The organism is Bacteriovorax stolpii (assembly GCF_002872415.1).
Classification (GTDB): Bacteria; Bdellovibrionota; Bacteriovoracia; order Bacteriovoracales; family Bacteriovoracaceae; genus Bacteriovorax; species Bacteriovorax stolpii.
On the sequence record NZ_CP025704.1, the window covers coordinates 67,898 to 88,596 of the forward strand.

Genomic DNA, 20,699 nt, shown 5'->3' on the forward strand with positions numbered 1-20,699 from the left:
AATGCTCCAATGGAGCATGTTACTTCGCGATGAAAACGTTATGAGAAAGACGTATTTTTAAGAGTTTTACGAACAAAGGAGAAGAATATGAAAGGAATGCAAAACTTAATGAAACAAGCTCAACAAATGCAGCAGAAAATGGCTACATTACAAAAAGAGCTTGAGTCTCGCGAACTAGAAACTTCTTCTGGTGGTGGGATGATCAAAATCAAAATCACAGGGAAACAACAAATCGTTTCTATTTCAATCAACAAAGAGTGCGTAGACCCTAACGATGTTGCCAGCCTTGAAGAACTGGTAAAAACAGCTGTTAACCAGTCAATCAAAGAATCACAAGATATGGTATCGGCAGCGATGTCAAAAGTTACTGGTGGAATCAACATCCCAGGAATGTTCTAATCTATGGAATTACCAGAAAAACTTTTAAAGGTTGTAAGACAGTTTTCTCGCCTTCCTGGAGTGGGCGAGAAGACGGCCCTGCGCCAGTCGCTGATCATGACAAAATGGAACAAGGAAGACCTGGTTCATTTTGCTGAAGCGGTTAAAGCACTCGCTGAACTAAATCACTGTGAAAAGTGCGGAATGTTCTGCGATGATAAGCTTTGCAAGATCTGTCTGGATTACGGCAGAAGCCATTCAAAAACACTTTGTGTTGTTGAGTCGGTGACTGACTGTCTGGCCATTGAGCGAAGCGGGAACTTTAAAGGTAAATTTCATATTCTCTTTGGTGTTCTAAACCCATTGTTGGGAATTGGACCTGATGAGCTTAAGCTGGATCAATTTATCGACCGCGTGAAAAACGAAGAGATCGAAGAAGTGATCCTGGCAGTAAACCCTTCGGTTGAAGGGGATGCAACTTGTGCTTACATTAAACAAATGCTGCCGGATAGTGTTCGTGTTGACCGTATTGGGTTTGGGATTCCAATGGGCGGAAGCCTGGAGTTCGTCGATGCCCTGACGATTACCAAAGCGCTTGAAAACCGCAGGCATTTATAAGTTGGATGATGATGACAAATAGAACGAGCAAAATTCCAAAGTATGTACAGGCCTTTTTTGAATCGTGCGAGATCGATGAAAAGATCAATCGCTTTTCATTCTTTATGATTAGAGCTGACGGTGTGGTCCTTTATCACAACAACAATCTGGCCAACTCACTTTCAAAGTCTTCTATTGGAGCTTTGTTAAGTGGTGTGTGGCAGGCCTCAAAAGCGCTGTCAGAGTTCATTCCTAAAGAAGAAGCAAAAGAAGGTTACAGACTGAGTTTTGATACGTCTTCACAGGGTATCTATATCGTACCAATTTCTACTGATATGGAAGAGCTCTATTTAGGTCTGATTTATCACGATGAAGTGAACCCAGGTTTCATTAAAAACAAAATGAGAGAGATGGCAGCAAGTTTCAGTGAATTCTTAAACCAAGAGTTGAAAGATCACCGTGCTACTCAAGAAAAAACAAACAAAGCATTTGATAAGAGCGAGTATCTGTTTGGCGATATTTCCGATGCGGAAATGGATAGATTATTTGCGTTCATTAAAAATTAAGGTAAGGCCATGTCTTTTGTAAATTATGTAAATAAAGAAGTTAACTGCAAGATTGTCTATTACGGGCCAGGGCTTGGTGGAAAGACGACAAACATCCAGTATGTTTATCAAAAAACCAGCGGTGACAGTAAAGGCAATATCATTTCACTTAATACAGAAAACGAAAGAACGCTTTTCTTTGACTTCCTCCCTCTGGATTTAGGCGAGATCCGCGGTTTTAAAACGCGTTTTCACCTCTACACTGTTCCCGGGCAGGTTTTCTATGAGGCTTCAAGAAAGCTGATTCTAAGAGGTGTGGACGGAGTTGTTTTCGTGGCTGACTCACAGGTTGAGCGTATGGAAGCAAACATTGAGTCACTTAAATCCCTAGAGAAGAACCTGACAGATCAAGGTTACGACATCACTAAAATCCCTCTGGTCATGCAGTGGAATAAAAGAGACCTTCCTAATACAACGGCGATTAAAGACCTGCACAATGCACTTAATAAGTGGGGCGTGCCCGAGTTTGAAGCTGTAGCAGTTAAAGGAAATGGTGTTTTTGATACGCTGAAGATGATTTCAAAATTAGTTCTAATGAATCTTAAAGGTGGATTAGAGTAAGTTTTTATAATCGAGGTAGATCAGGTGGGCCTTCATCAGCGCTTCCTGGTCATAAAAGCTTGAACGACTTCCCACTAAGTGGTGGCCTTCAAGAACGCCAAGGTTGTGTCCATTGAAGTAAAATGGGAACTGGGCATTTTCCACATCAACAATCCCATCGTTTGATTTCTGGCTTCTAAAAATGGCCTTAGTTAGCATCATCCATACGTGGCTTTGATGCCATTTCGACTCGAAGGCAATCGCCGTATAAAAGAGCCTTGAAGGCAGTTGTTTATGATTCTTTTTAAACCAGCTTTCTCTGAAATTTTTTGAAAGCGATTTTTGAAGCTCACTGGCAATCAGGTTGACGTCTTTTCCTAAAACTTTCTTTGAAACGTTTTCTGGAACTTTCCCAATTGTATTAGCAAGCTTTAGCAGTTTGTTGTTGATGTGATCGCTTCCCATAATCGGAGTGGCGATAAAAGAAACACCAATAATATTTTCTGAAAGCTTGTCGCCTTTTGAGCGCAGATAGTGAAGAGTGTCTACTCCCCCCTTTGAAAAACAGAAAAACCACAGGCGTTCATTGGGATTAGCTTCAATGTATTCTTCGATTTGTTTTTTTAGCGCCAGTGAGTTCTCACGAGCACCTTTTCTTCCATCGACAACTGGAGCGATATGCTTGATGTCGTATTGGTCTAAAAGAGTTTCTGCTCCACGCTTGAAAGCAGGAGTTGAAAAGATTTCATTGAAAACACCAGAGACTAGCACAATTGTGACTTTCACTTCAGGCACTTTGAGTGAAGTGCGGTAATCGTTTACCAAATGTGAGTGAGCAAGCTCATGATAGATGGTCTGAAAAACTTCACTGTCTGTTGCATCGACCGAACGCTTGTTGGTTACGCAAGAGATGATCTCCTGGGCCCTTTCGCTGTTGAGATTGAGGTTTTCCATGGAGCTGATGTCGAAATAAGATTTTAAAACAGTGAACGCCGAACGAGACAGCCAGATGCTGGAATTTGTAATAGAAAGAAGCGTTTTAAGGACATCTTTTTTGTCCTTAAGCTTAACCAGTCTCTGAAGATTAAAGATAATTTCTTCAGTACTGGTGTGCTTAGCGTAGCTAAGAATGTCCTTTCTCTTCTGGATGCGAGATCTATAGTGAGAAAAAGACTTTGATAATACGTGAATGGCACTCATTTCTTTTTACATTTCCTAGGGGAAAATAACAGTGTAAGATCATCCCATAAAAATTTAAAAATCGTCAAATTTGAAGAGGTGTAAGATGGGCGGAATTAAGATCGGCATCATTGGTGGAAGCGGCGTATATAAGATTGAAGGTGTTGAAGTTATTAAAGAACACAAAGTTTCTACTCCCTTTGGAGCCCCAAGTTCTGAAGTGATCGAGGCTAACCTTCACGGTACACCTTTTTTCTTTATACCTAGACATGGAAAACACCACAACTTCACTCCGTCTGAAGTCAATTACAGAGCGAATATTTTTGCTCTTAAAGAGCTTGGTGTTGAATATATTATTTCAGTTTCAGCTGTTGGATCTCTAAAAGAAGAGTTCCCGCCAGCAAGTTTTGTTATCCCTGATCAATTCATCGATTGGACAAAAGGCCAGCGCGAAAGAACTTTTTTTGGAAACGGAATCGTAGGCCACGTGTCTGTTGCTGAACCTGTTGATACTCAACTGCAAAAGATGATTGTTGAAACATGTAAAGAGGCTGGTGTTAAACACGGAGCTGGCGGATCATACATTTGTATCGAAGGGCCTCAGTTTTCTACAAAAGCTGAATCAAACATCTACAGAAGTTTTGGTGCAAGTGTCATCGGTATGACAAACGTACCAGAATCTTACCTGGCAAAAGAAGCAGGAATGGCCTATGCAACAATCGCTATGGTTACAGACTACGATTGCTGGAAAGAAGAGCACTGTACTCTTGAAGAAATCATGAAAGTTATGTCAGCTAACAATCAATCGGCACATGCAGTTTTAAAGAAGCTTCTTCCAAAGCTTCATGCGAATCCATTCACAATTAAAAAAGAAAACACGTTTGCGGTTATGTCGAAGCCGGAAAAACTTTCAGCTGAGCAAACTCACATTCTAGAAGTGCTTCTAAAATAATGAGCTATACAGGTCACTACACAGTTTTAAAACATGAGTGCGTCGATTCATTAATTGAAAAGGCGCCTTTGGATAAAAAGTCTTACTACGCTGATTTAACTTTTGGCGGAGGCGGACACACGTTTGAATTTTTATACAGGAATCCCCTTTTTAATGTGCGCTCAACTGATCAGGACCCGGATGCCTTAAAAAATGGAAACGAAAGAATCCAAAAGGAACAAATGGGTGATCGGATCAAGCTTATCGATACAAACTTTGTTCATTTTCCTTCAATGATCAGAGAGCATTCGCCTGAAGTTTTTGCTGACGGTGGATTCCAGGGAATTCTTCTGGATTTAGGTGTGTCTTCACATCACTTCGATGAGGCCGGCAGAGGTTTTTCATTTCGTTTTGATGGGCCACTTGATATGCGTATGGATTACGAATCGGATGAATTTCAAACGGCCGAAGAGATCGTCAACACATACAGTGAAGAAGAACTAAGAAGAATTTTTGAAGAGTACGGTGAAGAAAAAAACGCCAGAAAGATCGCTGCGAAAATCGTGACTGAAAGAAAAGAGAAACGAATCTCGACGACTAAAGAATTGGAAAACATCGTTTTCCACTGCTATCCAAAAGAGCATCGCTACGGAAAGACCAACCCTTCGACTCGAGTATTTCAGGCCCTAAGACTTGAAGTAAACCGGGAACTTGAAGTTTTATCCAACACAATTGATCAACTAATACCGCTCCTAAAAGTTGGCGGTCGCCTCGCTATCATCAGCTTTCACTCTCTCGAAGATCGCATTGTGAAGAATGTTTTCAGGGACGCCTCTCAAAAAACCGAGCTTCCGGTTGAGGTTTTAACAAAAAAGCCAATTCTTCCATCTGAGCAAGAAATTTTAGACAATTCTCGTTCAAGAAGTGCTAAACTAAGAATATTAGAAAGAGTAGAAACTAAAAAAGACAAGAATAAATATAAGCAATGATATTTGGCATTTAATCAAGGAGTGATTATGGCCGCATCAAAGAAATCTTCTGAAAAATTTCAGTTGGGCGCGAAAATAAAAGAAATTATTTTCAGCTCACAGGGTTTTCCCATTTTCTTATCATTCACCACACTCGCCATTTTATTTGTTCTATTTCGCATGAAAAATGTTGAGATGGATTACACCATTACAAAAACAAACCGCGAAATCGAAAAAGTTATTCTGGATAACAAAGAATTAAAAGCGAAGAAGGCAAGAATGCTTTCAGCTGAAAAGTTAAGAAAATTAGCGGCAGCACATAACCTTGATCAACCAAAGCAGGATCAAATTATTGTCATTCCATAGGATTTGGAAATTGAATTATGAATAGAGTTGAAAAAAATAGGATCATCTTTGTTTTTACCTGTTTCTGTTTGTTTTTCCTTCTCGTTTTAGGGAAAGCATTTAAGGTTCAGCTAGTCGATGCTGGAGATCTCATTGTTCGCGCCAATTCACAATTCTTAAGACAGGCAACTGTTTATCCAAAACGTGGAAACATCTACGACCGTTCAGGTCACCCACTTGCTCTTAACGTTCAAACGTACAGTATTTTCACCATCCCAAAATCAACTGATGGGAAAAATGATGTTTATAAAAAACTGGCCAAGATCGTTCCGGAGCTTTCGTACAAAGAAATGATCACGACGATCAAAAAGAGAAAGAGATTTACCTGGCTTGGCAGAAAGCTTCGTCTTTCAAAAGATCAGGTTGAAGATATCAAGGAACTAAAAGGTATCTTCATTGAAGGAACTCCAGAGAGAACTTATCCAAACCACGAGCTTCTGTCTCAGGTTATCGGGTTTGTTGGTCTTGATAACTCAGGTCTTTCAGGCCTTGAGTACATGTACAACAAAGAGCTAAGAGGAAATCCGGTTACTCTAAAATATACGATCGACAACAAGGGCCGCGCGATTAAGTTTGAAAGTCATCAGGATGTAACAGCTCAAGCAAAAGACATTTACCTGACGATTGATAAAGACATCCAGGGAATGGCCGAAAAATATTTAAAGGAAGCTGTCTTAAAACACAATGCAGATAAAGGTGGGATTGGTGTTATTGATGCTTCGACAGGTGAAATCCTGGCGATTGCTAACTACCCTACTTTTGATCCAAACAATGTTAAAGGATCAGCTCCTGAATCAAGAAAGTTAAGTTTTGCCATTGATCCGTTTGAGCCAGGTTCAACATTTAAGATCTTCACAGCGGCTTCGGCACTTGAGCACAAGACAGCAACTATTAACTCTACTTACTATGCTGAACAAGGAAGAATGAGAGTTGATAATCACTGGATTAAAGAAGCTGAAAGCCATGAAAAATTTGAATGGATTTCAGTTGCAGATATTATTCGTTACTCTTCAAACGTCGGGACGACAAAACTTGCATTTGATCTGACTTTCCCAAAATTAAAAGAAACATTAAAAGAACTGAACTTTGGAAATAAAACTGGAATTGAAGTGCCGGGAGAATCTCGCGGTATTTTTACTGAAGCAGACAACGTCACACCTCTTTCTTTAAGTAACATCAGTTTCGGTCAAGGTATTGCTGTTACAGGTGTTCAGATGATGGCAGCCTATGCGGCGATTGCTAACGGTGGTGAGTACATTAAGCCAACACTTATTAAGCGCGATCCAAACCAGGTGAGCGTTTCAGAATTAGAACCTGAAAATGCGAATCAACTAGAGAAAAGAAGAAGAGTCCTGTCGCAAAAGAATACAGAGGATCTGACAAAGGCCCTAGTGTTAGCAGTTGAAAAAGGAACGGGAGGAAATGCTAAGATCCCTCACTTCCAGATTGCGGGTAAAACAGCGACTGCTCAGCGTGTAGATAAAAATGGTGGATATAAGGGTTATGTTTCTGGGTTCATCGGATATCCAGTTAACGTAGATAGAAAATTTGTTATCGCTGTTTATATTGATAACCCAAAAACTGGCGGATATTACGGTGGGGCAGTTGCGGGTCCAGTGTTTAAAAACCTTGCGGAGTATATGCTTTATAAAAATAAAGACATTAGTAGACTCGCAGAACATGAAGACAATGATTACGATCTGAAAAAAGTTAAGACCAATATCGACATGGTTCAGGTTAAAGAAGCGGCTTCAAGAAGCTTGACTCCTGGGATTGTGCCGAACATGATGGGGCTGGATAAGATTACAACGACCAACATCTCGTTGAAGTTAAACCTTCAAGTTGTTCATAAAGGAATGGGAGTGGTTTCATCACAATACCCACCAGCAGGAACACCGATTGGCGATGATACTGTTGTGAAATTAGAATATTCACCTCCAACATACGAATAGGTCATGAACAAAAAAGAACTTGTCGACGTTTTAAATGCAGACATTGCCTCTAGAAACACCCTGACTCAACTTGATGGTGTTGTAAGTAACATTACAACTAATCTACAGACGGCGACTGAGGCCGATGTGGTTTTCTATAAAGTTCATAATAATGAAAAATCAATTGAAGATTTTAACAAGCGCCTGAAAGGAAAAAATCCTGGATTGATTGTTTTAAATCATGGGGCCGAATCTTTGGTAAAGGCCGACAATTGTATCTTTGTTGATGCGGCTAAATTTCTTATTCTACAAAAGAAAGTTTTAGATATCATGTTTCCAAATAAAGGCCTGATGAAAATTATCGGTGTTACCGGGACTAACGGAAAGACAACAACGGTTAACCTGGCGATGCAAATCAGCACTCAACTTGGTCACCCGGCGATTTCAGTGGGAACAATTGGTGTCCAGGATGCGAACGGAGCCTTGATTGAGGATTTGGAATCAACAACACCTTCATATGTTGAATTCAGAAAAATCATTCACCGCTTTCAGGAAAAGTACCAGGCATGTTTTGTGGAAGTAAGCTCTCATGCTCTTGCTCAAGACAGAATTTATGACATTGCTTTAGATGCAGCAGCGTGGACAAGTTTTTCTCAGGACCATCTCGATTACCATAAAACGATGGAAGAGTATTTCGATGCCAAGATGCTGATCGAAAAGAAATACCTGAAAGAGGGAAAGAGCCTTGTTGTTCCTTCTTTTGAAAAAGACCTTTACCAAAACATCTTGAAGAAAAATCCAAATGCACATGTAAAGGTGGCAAGGACTCTTGATGAAAGAAAGATGATGGAGAGACCACTTTTTTATCATTCATCATATAATCAAAGTAATGCTGAAGTAGCATTGCAATTAAACTCAGATCTTTGGGGAGAAGATAAGATCGACTCCTTGAGTTTAAAAAACATCAAAACTCCATTGGGAAGATTTTCAGTTATTGAGATGGACAACGAAGGCATGGCCATCGTTGATTACGCCCATACTCCGGATGCTTTGATCAATATCGGAGAGGCCATCAAAAAAGCTTTCCCGAATCATTCATTAACTGTGGTTTTTGGTTGTGGTGGAAACCGCGATAAAACCAAAAGACCTCTGATGGGAAAGGCCGTGGCCGGATTTGCAGATAAAGTTGTCGTGACATCAGACAATCCTCGCGACGAAGCACCGGAAGATATTATTATCGACATCATCGCCGGTATCAGCACCGGTTACGAAGCGGTTGTCGACCGTAAAAAAGCTATCCTTTTTGCACTTGAAGCTATGAAGAAGAAAGAAATCGTTCTGATCGCTGGAAAAGGGCATGAAGAGTATCAGGAAATTAAGGGTGTGAAGCACCCATTTAGTGACTTCAATATCGTTTCTCAATTTAAACGCGGATAAATTTAATGGTTTCTTCAAAACTTCTTTTTAAACTTAAATCAGTTAAGACGATGACGAGCGCTTTTGATCATAAAGGGCGCGAGTTCGAATTAAAAATTAATACAGATTCACGCAGTTTTCAGGCGGGAGAGACTTTTGTGGCCCTGGTTGGGGAGAACTTCGATGCTTTTAATTACCTTGAAAGTGTTTTAAGCCTGGATGCCAAGGTGGTGGTTTTTAACTCGACCAAAGAGCGCGAAGAGCTAGTGCCAATGCTGGCAGCTTTTTATCCAAAAACTCTTTTTATTACGGTAACGGATACACTGCTTTTTATTCAGGAGCTTGCTCGTTTACATATTGAGGGCTGGAGAAAAGCGGATAAAGACAGAAAGATCATTGGGGTGACGGGATCAAATGGGAAAACAACTCATAAAGAAATGATTTATTTTCTTCTCAATTCAATTTTTCCTGGAAAAGTCCTGGCGACTAAAGGGAACCTGAATAACCATATTGGGGTTCCACTTACAGTTTTTAGACTGAATAAAAAACATAAAGTGGCCATCATTGAAATGGGAATGAATCACGCCGGTGAGATTAAAGTTCTTTGTGATATCGCAAAGCCTGAGCACGGAATGATCACTAATATTGGAGCGGCCCACATCGAATTTTTAAAAACGATGGAAGCAATCTTTAAAGAAAAAGGAACCCTTTACGATTCAGTTGTTAAAAATGCCAAAGGCAAGGGATCGTTCGTGGTGAATGCCGATGACCCTTACCTGGCAAAACTTAAAAAATCAAAAGGCCTTGTGACTTATGGAGAAAAGAACGGGGATATAAAAATTAATATCGATGGAGATGAGATTTCTTTTAACATCGACAAGAAAAACGTGTGGATAAATAATAAAAATATTTTTGAGCACCACAATCTAAAAAACCTGGCAGGGACAACGATCTTTGCGATGAGCTTATTCCCAAAAAAGATTAAAGAATTAACATTGGCAGCTTCAAATTATGAGCAGCCAAATATGAACAGGTCGCAATGGGTAGATAACATCTTCCTTGATGCCTATAATGCCAACCCGAGTTCAATGCGCGTGTCACTGGATTCATTTGTGACAGTTATGAAAAATAAAGGCGTCTCACTTGATGACTGCTACTTTGTGTTAGGTGATATGAACGAACTGGGAGACCATGCCCCACAGATGCATAAAGAGATTGCTGAGCATGTAAAATCTTTGGGTATTAAAAACGTAACATTCATTGGAAGATACCGTGAATTTTATCTAAACGGTTACCCGGATCCAGTTAGTCATTATCATACAAAAGAAGAGTTTTTTTCTGAATGGAAAGACGTTAGAAAAAAATACAAGTTCGTCTTCGTGAAGGCGAGCCGCTCTTTACAACTAGAAACCCTGATGGGTATAGTTTAATATTGGTTAAAACTTAAAAAATAGGAAAGTAAGGATGCTTTACCATTTACTCTACCCACACCACCACCTGTTTAACATCTTCAAGTACATCACTTTTAGAACCGGGATTGCTTTTCTAATAGCGACAGTTCTTTCGATTATCTGGGGGCACTACTTCATCGACTTCATGAAGAAGAAGCAGTTTGGACAAATCATCAGAAGCGACGGCCCTGAGTCTCACTTTAAGAAAAAAGGGACTCCGACTATGGGCGGTGTGTTCATGTTGGGGAGTATTTTTGTTACGACCCTGATCTGCGGAAACTTTTTTTCTATGCCGCTTAAGATCACTTTAGGGGTTACATTTTCTTATTTCCTACTTGGTTTTTATGACGATTACCTGAAAGTTTTAAAGAAAGACACGAAGGGTGTTTCGGCCAAGGGGAAACTTGTTTGGCAGTTCGGGACAGCTCTTGCTGCCATGTATGTTATGGTGAGTCAAAACATCATCAACACTGATGTGTACTTTCCTTTCTTTAAATCCCCGATTATTGATCTTGGTTACTGGTACATCCTGTTTGGATCAATCGTTATTGTTGGATTTAGTAACGCAGTTAACCTAACGGATGGTCTCGATGGTCTGGCGATTGGGCCAATCATGGTAAGCGCGGCGACGATGGGTCTTTTAACTTACGTTACTGGTCACAAAGAAATCTCTCAGTATCTCTACATCCCATACTTCGAGGGCATGGGAGAGATCACTGTCTTAACTGCGGCTATTATAGGTGCAGGAATCGGCTTTTTGTGGTATAACTCATACCCAGCTCAAATTTTCATGGGCGATGTTGGCTCCCTATCTTTAGGGGGAACATTGGGTACGATTGCAGTGCTTGCGAAGTCTGAATTCTTGTTCGTAGTTATCGGCGGAATTTTTGTTATCGAAGCTCTTTCAGTTATTATCCAGGTTGCTTCATTTAAAACACGCGGAGTACGCGTTTTTAAAATGGCACCAATCCACCATCACTTCGAAAAACTTGGCTGGCCGGAGACGAAGGTAACAGTTCGCTTCTGGATTATCAGTGTGTGTCTGGCAATCATGGCACTCTCGACATTAAAGACTAGATAGTCGTCGAGTTAGTCTAAGAGGAAAGTTGAATGGAAATGGAAAGATTTAAAGGTAAGAAAGTTCTTATCGTAGGTATTGGCAAAACTGGTTTTTCTCTGATCAATTTCTTCAACAAATTAGAATGTGAAATCAGAGTCACAGATATCAAGCCTATCTTTGACCTTAACAAGTCAGTTAAGAAGCTTAAGAAAATCGAACCACCTCTAGAGATGACTTTCGGTGAACACAAAGACGAAGACTTCCTGGAAGCAGACGTTATTGTTTACTCAGCGGCAGTTAATCCAAATCTTCCTCAGTTAGAATTAGCACGCAAAAACGGGAAAGAAGTTTATTCAGACTTCGCTCTTGCTTATAAACTTTGTAAAAAACCAGTTATCGCTGTTTGTGGATCTTTTGGTCGTACAACAATTGCAGCGATGATCGGCTTTACTCTAAAAGTTGATGGGAAAAACGTATTTGTTGGTGGAACATCAGAAATGCCATTCATCGAGTACTGCCTTCTTCCAAACATGAACGAAATTGATTACGTGGTTGTGGAAGTTTCCGCAATCCAAATGAAATCACTTCAGGATTTCCATCCGAAGCTGGTTGTTTTCCCGAACATCGGAGAGAACTTCTCAAAAGCAAACTTCGCTTCAGTTTCTGAATACATTGAAACTAAACTTTCAATCATTAAAAAACTTTCTCCAGAAGATACACTGGTAGCAAACTATGATTCACTTGCTAACAATGCGTTCTTTAGAAATGCGAACTGCCAGCTTTACTGGTACTCTCGCCGCTCGTATGTAACTCTTGGGGTAATGAACGAGATTCAAGGAACTCACTTCCACGACAGAAGAATCCACTCGAACATTAACTATCACTCAGAGTTTAAAGTTTCTAAAATGAGAATCGTGGGACAAAACAACCGCGAAAACCTAATGGCAGCAGTAACTGCTTGTAAGGCCCTTGATGTAAGTGACGATGCAATCCAAACTTGTATTGAGAAATTCCCAGGGATTCCTAATCGTATGGAATTCATCATGGAGAAAAACGGCGTAAGCTTCTACAACGATTCAAAAGCTGAAACTATGCCAGAAATGCTGGCTTCACTTAAATCATTCAAAGAGCCAGTTATTTTGATTGCTGGTGGTAAAGACAACGAAGACCTTAACTTCGATCCATTTGCTAAGGACATGATCGGCAACGCTCGCGTTCTAGTTCTGGTTGGAGAGTGTAAGGAGAGATTAAACAGAGCTCTTGGTGATCATAACCAGACCTACATTGTCGGTTCATTTGAAGAGTCAGTTCTGTTTGCTTACCAAAAATCTAGAACAGGAGATGTTATTCTTCTGTCTCCAGGAAACCCGGCATCGGATTTCTTCCGCGACTACGAAGAGCGCGGGAACTATTTCAAGAAACTCGTTTATCAATTATAAAAAAGAGCCTCCTTCGGGAGGCTTTTTTGTATACCCGACTACTCCACTTTTTTTCTACAAATTTTCTCCATCCATTTAAATCTTTGTTATCCTAATACATATGGATGAACAACTTCATGATGTAGACAGGCTGATCAAAGCGTTTCTTTCAACGCTGGCGATTATTATTACGATTGGACTTATTATGGTCTGGTCTTCCAGTTATATCCTGGCCAATGAAAATTTCGGCAGCCCTTATCACTATATTATTCGCCAACTCGTTTATCTTTTTTTAGCAATCGGTGTAACTTTTGCTGTTTCTAAAACCAAATACACTTTCTGGTTAAAGTACGGCTACATCGTTAACATCGCCGCTTCTGCTATTGTGGCCCTGACTATTGTTAAAGGAATTGGTGCTTCAGCTAAAGGTGCGAGCCGTTGGCTTACGATGGGAGGCATGAGTCTTCAGCCGGGTGAAATCGTGAAGTTCACGGTTATTCTTTCGGCGCTTTCATTCTTTGAAAACTGGAACAAGATGGACAATAAAGAGCGCATGAAACACGGGGGAACTTTGTTTCTGCCACTGGCGCTTTTAATTAAGCAGCCGGACTTCGGGACTTTCTTTATTTGTTTCGTCGTTATCTCATTTGTTTGTTTTATGAGTTCGTTTCCGAGAAAGTATTTCTACTACTCACTGATTGCCGGTGGTGTTGGTGGTGTTTTCATTCTTTTCTCGCAGGCCTACCGTGTAAAGCGTATGTTAACTTATCTTGATCCATGGAAGAACCCACAAGGTTCAGGTTTCCAGATCATCCAGTCATATATGGCCTTTGCCAACGGATCAGCTTTTGGCCAAGGGCTTGGTAACAGTAACGAAAAACTTTTCTACCTTCCGGAAGCCCATAACGACTTTATTTTTTCTGTTATAGGAGAAGAGCTTGGGTTTATCGGGGTCTTTCTTTTGATCTGTCTTTTTGTGGCCTTCATCTATTTTGGTTTCAAGCTGGCACTTCAGGTTAGAGACCGCATTGGCGTCATCATGGCGTCGGCCATTGTTTTTGTTTTAGGCCTTCAGGCCCTACTTAACATGGGCGTTGTTTTAGGTCTTCTTCCGACAAAAGGATTGAACCTTCCGTTTGTTAGTTATGGTGGGTCATCGCTCCTCTGTAACTTTTTTGGGATAGGGCTTCTGCTGTCTGTTGTTAACGGTTACCGCAATGAGCTTATGGGTGTTGAAAACAATTTTAGGCCAAAAAGAGAATCATCTGGTAGAAGAAAAGCTACCGGAGATGAGAGCGGGCACGAAGAAGCTTACGTCTAATCTCTCTAGAGATCGATCATATACATTTTAGGAGTTCGTTATGTTCCGCAATCACTCGGCTCTAAAGCCAAACCATGCAAAAATTCACTTCGTGGGAATTGGTGGAATTGGTATGAGTGGGATCGCTGAGGTTCTATTATCTTTAGGATATAAAGTTTCAGGATCAGACGTTGCAGAATCAGCTAACGTAAAAAAATTAAGAAAGATGGGAGCTGAAGTTCACATCGGCCATAAAGCAGAAAACTTAAACGACGTAACGGTGGTTGTTCACACATCTGCAGTTAATGAAACAAACCCGGAAATGGTTCGCGCCAGAGCAGAAGGTATTCCCATTATCAGAAGAGCAGAAATGCTGGCTGAGCTGATGCGCTTAAAATACAGTCTCGCTGTTGCCGGAACTCACGGGAAAACAACAACGACATCATTTTTAGCGACGATTCTTCAAGAGTGTAAACTAGACCCGACATATATCATTGGTGGGATTGTTAAAAACCTGGATGGTCACGCGAAAGTTGGCCAATCAGATTACCTGGTGGCCGAAGCCGATGAATCAGATGGATCATTCCTTCTTTTAACTCCAGTTATGTCAGTTATCACCAATATCGACAACGATCACATGGATCACTATGGAACTGAAGAAAATCTTTTTCGCGCTTTCGTAGAGTTTGCCAATAAGATTCCTTTTTACGGTGTGGTGGCCCTGAATGCTCATGATGAAAAATTGATGAAGCTTAAGGCAGAGATGAAGCGTCCAGCAGTAACTTTTGGAATCGAGATACCGGCCGACTTCGAAGCCCGCAATATTGAATTTGGTCACTTTGACACAAGTTTTGATGTTTATTACAAAGGTGAAAAACAAGAGCGTTTTAAAATCAATCTTCCCGGACGTCACAATATCTTAAATAGTCTTGGAGCAACAGCTCTGGCATTTCATATGGGACTAAGTTTTAAAGACATTGCAAAAGCTGTTTGCAAGCTTGAAGGTGTAGGAAGACGCTTTCAACTTCTTCATAAAGAAGGATCATTTGAAGTGGTTGATGACTACGGACACCACCCGACTGAAATTGCTTCTACACTAAGAATTGTAAAAGACACACGTGCTGATTATAAAAAGATCGTGATCTTTGAACCTCACCGCTACACGCGTACGCGTGATTGTTGGGATCAGTTTCTTCACTGTTTTAATGATGCTGACCAACTTTATTTACTCCCAATCTACGCTGCCAGCGAAAACCCGCTCGATGGGATTTCAACTGAGCGCTTAATTGAAGATATCAACCGCCTTCACCCGAACTTCGCTAAGAAGATTGAAAACGTAGAAAAGCTTCCAGAAGTGATTGAATCACACAAGGGAGACAAAACAATCGTGGTCACTTTAGGTGCAGGATCAATCGGAAAAGTTGCCAGAAAATGGGCGGGCGTTGAATAAGAAGATTCAACTTTTAGTTGTGGCCCTGGTTTCCTTTGGATTGGGGGCCACAACGACCTATCTCCTGTCTTTAAAAGAACCTCAAAAACAGTCAGCCTCGCAGTTTGTAAAGTCAGACACTCAGACGGCAGAAGTCGCCAAAGAAGAAAGCCGCAAACCATTTTTTGTAAAACCAGAAGTTCATAATGAATCAGAGCAAGTAAGGAATGAAGCTGTCGCTACAGAAGAGGCAGTAAAGGCTTCAGGTGAAAAAAAGCCAGTTGATTATTTTAACCTCGCGAAAAACATCAGGGATTTTCAGGATAAAGTTTCAGCAGAAATTAGAAAGACTTTTAAGACCATCTCTTTGAGTGATGAAACTCAAAGTGCAAAAAAAGACCGCCTCAACGGCAAATACGAGATGTTCTTTGAAGAAAACAGACTCTGGTATAAAGCAGAGGTTGATGTCTCGACTGGCGAGAAACTTCATTTATTTTTCAATTACTATAACTGCGACGTCGATCGTGGAGGCAAAAAGAAAAATGAACCTCGCGATATTCTTGAACGCTGTTTTGTGATGTGGGGCTTTCTTTATTATAAACAAAATTGGGAGCAATACTCGATCTCTTCTAATTCAGATTTCTTTCTATGGAAGGATGACATGCCTTATGCTGCCCTGGAGATCGAAAACCTTGGGGATTATGCTAAGGAAAATAGCCTTCTTAAGATGATGGTTCCGATTCCAGATGATAGTGACCCGATGTATTCGCTAAATTATAGAGATGGAAAGTTTCAATGGACCAAAGGTCAGACTGTAAACTGGAGACCGGTTAACGATAAGGGCATTAAGAAATTTATGGATATGGTTAATAAGCATCAAACCGGCTGGCCCAAGCCGTAGACAATCCCACTGAAAATTCGGTAGCATGAATTCATGCTAGAAAAATTATTAAATCACCCGGACATCGTTGTTGAGATCGATAAAGATCTTAAGAAGTACTCGACTATGAGACTAGATGCTCGTGGAGATTTAATTACAGTAAAGTCTGTTGAGGGGTTAAAGTTTGCTACAAAAACTCTAACTCAAAATAAAATCGACTACCGCGTGCTGGGTTGGGGAGCTAATATTCTTCTGCCAACTAAAGCGGAGCTTCCTTATATACAACTAGATTTTGATTTCGACCGCGGAGTTTTTGAAGCTCCTCGAGATGAATACATCCTCCCAGCTTCAGTGAGCCTGGCGACACTAACCAGCCATGCGAATAAGTTTGGTCTTAAAGGATGGGAAGTTTTCACTGGAATTCCGGCCAGCCTTGGTGGCGCGATCTTTATGAACGCCGGAACAAACCTGGGTGAAATTGGAACCATTATAAAGGAAGTAAAACTCATTACGAAAAACGGAGAAGAAAAGTCGGTTATTATCGAGAAAGGCTCTTTCTCATACAGACACAATCACTTTGTTGATAAAGGTGATGTGATCTATCAAGCCCGACTGATTCACTTTGGTATTGATGCTGCTATTTCTAAAAAAATTAAAGAGTATTTAGATATGAGAACTCGCACTCAACCATTAAAAGAATGGACGTGCGGATGTATCTTTCAAAACCATCACGACAATCTCCGCGACGTGACTTGTCGGGCTGGTCTTTTTATAGATATAATGGGCCTCAAGGGTCTAACCATAAAGAATTTGCAGATTAGCCCGAAACACGCCAACTTCATGGAAAACAGAGGCGAAAGTTCATACGAAGACGTGATGGAAATGATCACTGTTCTTCAAAAAGAATTGAAACTTCAGTTTGGTGTTTCGTTTGAAACCGAAGTTGAGTATTAGCGACAGCAGCTAGGAATATTGTCAGGATGGCATTTTTTAAGTCGAAAAAATTTATTATCGCACTGGTTGTGATTGCCGTGTTGGTATTCACTAACATCGTTATTTCATCTCTCGGCCCGACAGAACAATTCAGCGCCGAACTCTCATACAGATCGAATCTTGGAAAATGTCCGACTCGCCCAGCGGGAACGATGGCCCTTCAGGTTGTAAAAACATTTGAGCAGTCGCACTCACTTCGCGATGTGAAGATGAAGATTGTTAATGAAAAGTGGAACGATAAGTATTTTGTCTCTGATTACAAAATCCAATACGATCCATTCAGCAAAGTTTTAGATTTAAACTTCAACTGTCCTGAGCCTTTAATGAAGGTTCAGATTTACAGAAAAGATAGCGCTGAGTCTTATGAAGCCATCCTTGTGGATAACGGGCAATTATATGACCCGACTTATGAGGCCCTGCTTCGATCTGAAAAGAAACTAACGCAAGATCTTCCTTACTTATCAATGCCGGTTGGGGAAATGGAAGACAAGGTCCAGGCAGATGTTACCGGCCTGGTAAAAGAAATGAGACCGGGACTTCGAAAAAAACTTTCGGAAGTCATCCTTAATGAAAATAAGGAGCTAACGATTATTCTCTCAATTAACGGGCATCCATCTAGTGTCTTTATGGGACTAGATGAGTGGAACGACAAGCTGGTAAAGCTGGATAAGATTGTGAATTATATGGAATTGAAGGAGAAAATCCCTGCCATTATCAATCTTACAAACAGCAAAAAAGTTGTTGTCAAGTTTAAGGATAAATTCTAGGATTTTTGTAGGACAGAATGACTCTGTCGTAAAATATCGCTTCTATATAGAGAAAGGATTCTCACTATGAACGACAAAAACATCATCGTAGGCCTCGATGTCGGAACAACGAAAGTTTGTACAATCGTTGGACTTCAACATCCAAATCAAGAATTAGAAATTATCGGTATCGGAACTCACCCTTCATATGGTTTGAAGAAAGGGTCAGTTGTTAATATTGATAAAACAGTACGCTCGATTCAAAACTCACTTGAAGAAGCGCGCCTGATGGCCGGAGTGAATATTGGAAGTGCGACGATCGGGATTGCCGGCAGTCACATCTACAGTTTCAACTCTTCTGGTGTTGTTGCTATTAAAGGTAAAGAGATCACTCAAGACGATGTTGACCGCGTGCTTGAAGCTGCTAAAGCAGTCGTGATTCCTTCAGATAGAGATATCCTTCACGTGATTCCTCAGGAATTTCGTGTAGACAATACAACAGGGATTAAAAACCCAATCGGTATGTGTGGTGTGAGACTAGAAGCCCACGTTCACATCGTTACCGGTTCTATTCCTCTTATTCAAAACCTGGTGAAGTGTGTTGAGCAGACAGGTATTGATGCTGAACATATTACTCTTCAACCTCTAGCTTCTTCAGAAGCAGTTCTTTCTTACGAAGAAAAAGAACTTGGTGTTGTTCTTATCGACATCGGCGGTGGAACAACTGACATCGCGGTTTGGAAAGATGGAAGTCTTATCCACTCTCAGATCATTCCTATTGGTGGAAACCATTTCACGAATGACTTAGCAGTAGCGCTTAAGATTCCTCACAATGAAGCAGAAAGAATTAAAATCAATCACGGAAGTGTTCTAGCTGAGCAGCTTAACCAATCAGCACATATCACAGTTCAAGGTATGTCTGGGACTAAGCCTCGCGAAGTTCAACTAAGTGTGATCGCAGAAGTTCTTGGCGCGCGCGCTGAAGAGCTGTTTGAAGTGATCCGTGCAATGATTGATGATAAAAAGCTAAGCGAAGAAATCGCAGGTGGATTCGTGCTAACTGGTGGTGGTGCTCTTATTAAGGGTATGCCGGAGTTAGGAGAGTACATTCTTATGAGATCATGCAAAATTGGTTTCCCTATTCCATTTGGTGGGATGACTAATATTATGCAAAACCCGAAATACTCTACAGTTCTGGGACTTCTTCTGGAAGCTGCTAAGAGAAAGCCTTATGTTCACGTTCAAGGCCAGGCATCCGCTAACAACCACAGAGTGACATTTAAAGAAAATGAAGCCCAAGGTTCAAATAGCGATCTGATTGGGAAATTAAGCGAGTCATTAAAATCAGTTTTCAAAGAAATTTTTTAAAACTTAAATTTATATAGGTCCCGTAGGAGGAATATATGTTCGAAATGACAGGTACAGATAACAGAATTAACGGTGCAAAGATTAAAGTTGTTGGAGTTGGTGGTGGTGGATGTAATGCCGTTAACACTATGATCCGCTCAGGTCTTTCGGGCGTTGAATATATTGTTGCTAACACTGATGCTCAAGCACTAAGCATCTCTCTTGCTGAAACAAAAATTCAGCTTGGTGGAACAGTAACAAAAGGTCTTGGAGCTGGAGCTAACCCAGAAATCGGGAAGAAGTCTGCTCTTGAAGACTATGAAAAAATTTCTGAAGTCCTAAAAGGCGCAGATATGGTTTTCATCACTGCAGGTATGGGTGGTGGAACAGGAACTGGAGCTGCTCCAGTAATCGCAAAACTAGCTAAAGAGCTTGGTGCTCTTACTGTTGGTGTTGTAACAAAACCATTCGTATTCGAAGGGAAAAAGAGATTCAAGCAAGCCGAAGAAGGAATCAGAAACCTTGAAGAAAGCGTAGACTCTCTTATTACAATTCCTAACCAAAGACTTCTATACCTTGCTGGAGAAAACCTTTCTCTAGTAGATACATTCAAAAAAGCTGACGAAGTTCTTCTAAATGCTGTTCGCGGTATTTCTGATCTGATCAACAATACTGGTCACATCAACGCTGACTTCGCTGACGTTTCAACTGTAATGGCAAACAAGGGTCTTGCTCTTATGGGTACTGGGGTTGCTACTGGAGCTGGGCGCGCGATTAAAGCTGCGACTGAAGCTATCAGCTCACCTCTTCTTGAAGATATCTCAATCAACGGAGCAACAGGTATCATTATCAACATCACAGGAAGTGACTCACTTTCTATGCATGAAACAAATGAAGCTGTTACACTTATTATGGAAGCGGCTGATGAAAACGCTGAAATTATTTTCGGAACTGTTATCGATAACAACTCTGGTGACGACATTAAAGTTACAGTTATCGCAACTGGACTTGGTGGACAAATCAGAGCTCATGCTGGAATGAATTCTTCTCAATCACTAGGATCATCTCAGTCGGCTCAATCAACAGCATCTTTTGCAACTCAAAACGTTCAAACATCTGCGCCGG

General features: G+C 40.7%; 19 protein-coding genes and 1 pseudogene. 19 read left to right on the plus strand and 1 reads right to left on the minus strand.

From position 1 onward, the window contains the following. The first annotated feature begins 87 nt into the window (after positions 1 to 87). Genes C0V70_RS00315 through C0V70_RS00330 form a run of 4 tightly spaced genes read left to right on the plus strand, consistent with a single transcriptional unit; the run spans position 88 to position 2,141 of the window. Positions 88 to 399, plus strand: coding sequence for a YbaB/EbfC family nucleoid-associated protein (locus C0V70_RS00315; RefSeq protein ID WP_102241866.1), 312 nt, complete (start codon positions 88 to 90; stop codon positions 397 to 399). 3 nt (positions 400 to 402) lie between these two features. Next, positions 403 to 996, plus strand: coding sequence for a recombination mediator RecR (gene recR / locus C0V70_RS00320; protein WP_102241867.1), 594 nt, complete (start codon positions 403 to 405; stop codon positions 994 to 996). 5 nt (positions 997 to 1,001) lie between these two features. Further along, a complete protein-coding gene (locus tag C0V70_RS00325; protein WP_133566647.1) occupies positions 1,002 to 1,541 on the plus strand; it encodes a roadblock/LC7 domain-containing protein in 540 nt (179 codons plus the stop codon). A 9-nt stretch (positions 1,542 to 1,550) separates the two neighbouring features. Beyond that, complete coding sequence (locus C0V70_RS00330) at positions 1,551 to 2,141, plus strand: GTP-binding protein (protein WP_102241869.1); 591 nt, start codon at positions 1,551 to 1,553, stop codon at positions 2,139 to 2,141. Here C0V70_RS00330 and C0V70_RS00335 read toward each other — a convergent pair. After that, positions 2,133 to 3,320, minus strand: coding sequence for a hypothetical protein (locus C0V70_RS00335; protein WP_102241870.1), 1,188 nt, complete (start codon positions 3,318 to 3,320; stop codon positions 2,133 to 2,135). The genes C0V70_RS00330 and C0V70_RS00335 overlap by 9 nt on opposite strands. A gap of 85 nt (positions 3,321 to 3,405) precedes the next feature. Here C0V70_RS00335 and mtnP point away from each other — a divergent pair, with 85 nt between their 5' ends. The 15 genes and pseudogenes from mtnP to ftsZ form a co-directional block, all read left to right on the plus strand. Continuing rightward, the gene (gene mtnP, locus C0V70_RS00340; protein WP_102241871.1) at positions 3,406 to 4,251 is read left to right on the plus strand and encodes an S-methyl-5'-thioadenosine phosphorylase; all 846 of its coding nucleotides are present in this window, start codon (positions 3,406 to 3,408) and stop codon (positions 4,249 to 4,251) included. Beyond that, positions 4,251 to 5,219: a 16S rRNA (cytosine(1402)-N(4))-methyltransferase RsmH gene (rsmH, locus tag C0V70_RS00345; RefSeq protein WP_102241872.1), complete on the plus strand. Its 969-nt coding sequence runs from the start codon at positions 4,251 to 4,253 to the stop codon at positions 5,217 to 5,219. The genes mtnP and rsmH overlap by 1 nt, the downstream gene beginning before the upstream one ends. A 27-nt stretch (positions 5,220 to 5,246) precedes the next feature. Next, positions 5,247 to 5,564 carry a hypothetical protein gene (locus C0V70_RS00350; RefSeq protein WP_102241873.1) on the plus strand — a complete coding sequence of 106 codons (318 nt, stop codon included), beginning with the start codon at positions 5,247 to 5,249 and terminating at the stop codon, positions 5,562 to 5,564. A gap of 17 nt (positions 5,565 to 5,581) precedes the next feature. Continuing rightward, complete coding sequence (locus C0V70_RS00355; protein ID WP_102241874.1) at positions 5,582 to 7,555, plus strand: penicillin-binding transpeptidase domain-containing protein; 1,974 nt, start codon at positions 5,582 to 5,584, stop codon at positions 7,553 to 7,555. Positions 7,556 to 7,558: 3 nt separating this feature from the next. Beyond that, positions 7,559 to 8,971, plus strand: a complete 1,413-nt coding sequence (locus C0V70_RS00360) for a Mur ligase family protein (RefSeq protein ID WP_102241875.1) — start codon at positions 7,559 to 7,561, stop codon at positions 8,969 to 8,971. 5 nt (positions 8,972 to 8,976) lie between these two features. Next, a complete protein-coding gene (locus tag C0V70_RS00365; protein WP_102241876.1) occupies positions 8,977 to 10,380 on the plus strand; it encodes a UDP-N-acetylmuramoyl-tripeptide--D-alanyl-D-alanine ligase in 1,404 nt (467 codons plus the stop codon). A gap of 34 nt (positions 10,381 to 10,414) precedes the next feature. Further along, the gene (gene mraY / locus C0V70_RS00370) at positions 10,415 to 11,482 is read left to right on the plus strand and encodes a phospho-N-acetylmuramoyl-pentapeptide-transferase (protein ID WP_102241877.1); all 1,068 of its coding nucleotides are present in this window, start codon (positions 10,415 to 10,417) and stop codon (positions 11,480 to 11,482) included. Between the two features lie 29 nt (positions 11,483 to 11,511). Then, on the plus strand, positions 11,512 to 12,900 hold the full coding sequence (gene murD / locus C0V70_RS00375) for a UDP-N-acetylmuramoyl-L-alanine--D-glutamate ligase (RefSeq protein WP_102241878.1): 1,389 nt from the start codon (positions 11,512 to 11,514) through the stop codon (positions 12,898 to 12,900). Positions 12,901 to 13,000: 100 nt separating this feature from the next. Further along, entirely contained in the window at positions 13,001 to 14,200 is a 1,200-nt protein-coding gene (ftsW, locus tag C0V70_RS00380) for a putative lipid II flippase FtsW (protein WP_102241879.1), read from the plus strand. Between the two features lie 40 nt (positions 14,201 to 14,240). Continuing rightward, positions 14,241 to 15,629 carry a UDP-N-acetylmuramate--L-alanine ligase gene (gene murC / locus C0V70_RS00385; protein ID WP_102241880.1) on the plus strand — a complete coding sequence of 463 codons (1,389 nt, stop codon included), beginning with the start codon at positions 14,241 to 14,243 and terminating at the stop codon, positions 15,627 to 15,629. Continuing rightward, the gene (locus C0V70_RS00390; protein ID WP_102241881.1) at positions 15,622 to 16,509 is read left to right on the plus strand and encodes a hypothetical protein; all 888 of its coding nucleotides are present in this window, start codon (positions 15,622 to 15,624) and stop codon (positions 16,507 to 16,509) included. The genes murC and C0V70_RS00390 overlap by 8 nt, the downstream gene beginning before the upstream one ends. 33 nt (positions 16,510 to 16,542) lie before the next feature. Next, on the plus strand, positions 16,543 to 17,442 hold the full coding sequence (locus tag C0V70_RS00395) for a UDP-N-acetylmuramate dehydrogenase (RefSeq protein ID WP_102241882.1): 900 nt from the start codon (positions 16,543 to 16,545) through the stop codon (positions 17,440 to 17,442). A 26-nt stretch (positions 17,443 to 17,468) separates the two neighbouring features. Next, the gene (locus C0V70_RS00400; RefSeq protein WP_102241883.1) at positions 17,469 to 18,248 is read left to right on the plus strand and encodes a cell division protein FtsQ/DivIB; all 780 of its coding nucleotides are present in this window, start codon (positions 17,469 to 17,471) and stop codon (positions 18,246 to 18,248) included. Between the two features lie 66 nt (positions 18,249 to 18,314). After that, positions 18,315 to 19,595 carry a cell division protein FtsA gene (ftsA, locus tag C0V70_RS00405; protein WP_102241884.1) on the plus strand — a complete coding sequence of 427 codons (1,281 nt, stop codon included), beginning with the start codon at positions 18,315 to 18,317 and terminating at the stop codon, positions 19,593 to 19,595. Positions 19,596 to 19,639: 44 nt separating this feature from the next. Further along, positions 19,640 to 20,581 (plus strand): annotated as a pseudogene (ftsZ, locus tag C0V70_RS19325) (cell division protein FtsZ); the annotation flags it as partial. Positions 20,582 to 20,699: the final 118 nt, after the last annotated feature.